Genomic DNA, 223 nt, shown 5'->3' on the forward strand with positions numbered 1-223 from the left:
CGCCACCGCAGTGCGGAGTTCCTGCAGTTCCTCAAGGCGATCGATGCCGCGGTGCCGAAGGACCAAGAGGTCCACCTGATCATGGACAACTACGGCACGCACAAGACCGAAAAGGTGCGTGCGTGGTTTGCGAAGCACCCGCGCTACCACGTGCACTTCACGCCGACCTCGGCGTCCTGGCTCAACCTGGTCGAGCGATTCTTCGGACAGATCAGTGAGAAAT

Annotated in this window: 1 protein-coding gene; it reads left to right on the forward strand. The window is 60.5% G+C overall.

All coding sequences use genetic code 11. The features are described from left to right. Positions 1 to 223 (forward strand): IS630 family transposase (locus ACH65_RS18060; protein ID WP_049624031.1); only part of this gene is annotated, 223 nt, incomplete at both ends.

It is taken from the genome of Frateuria defendens, assembly GCF_001182895.1.
Taxonomy (GTDB): domain Bacteria; phylum Pseudomonadota; class Gammaproteobacteria; order Xanthomonadales; family Rhodanobacteraceae; genus Frateuria_B; species Frateuria_B defendens.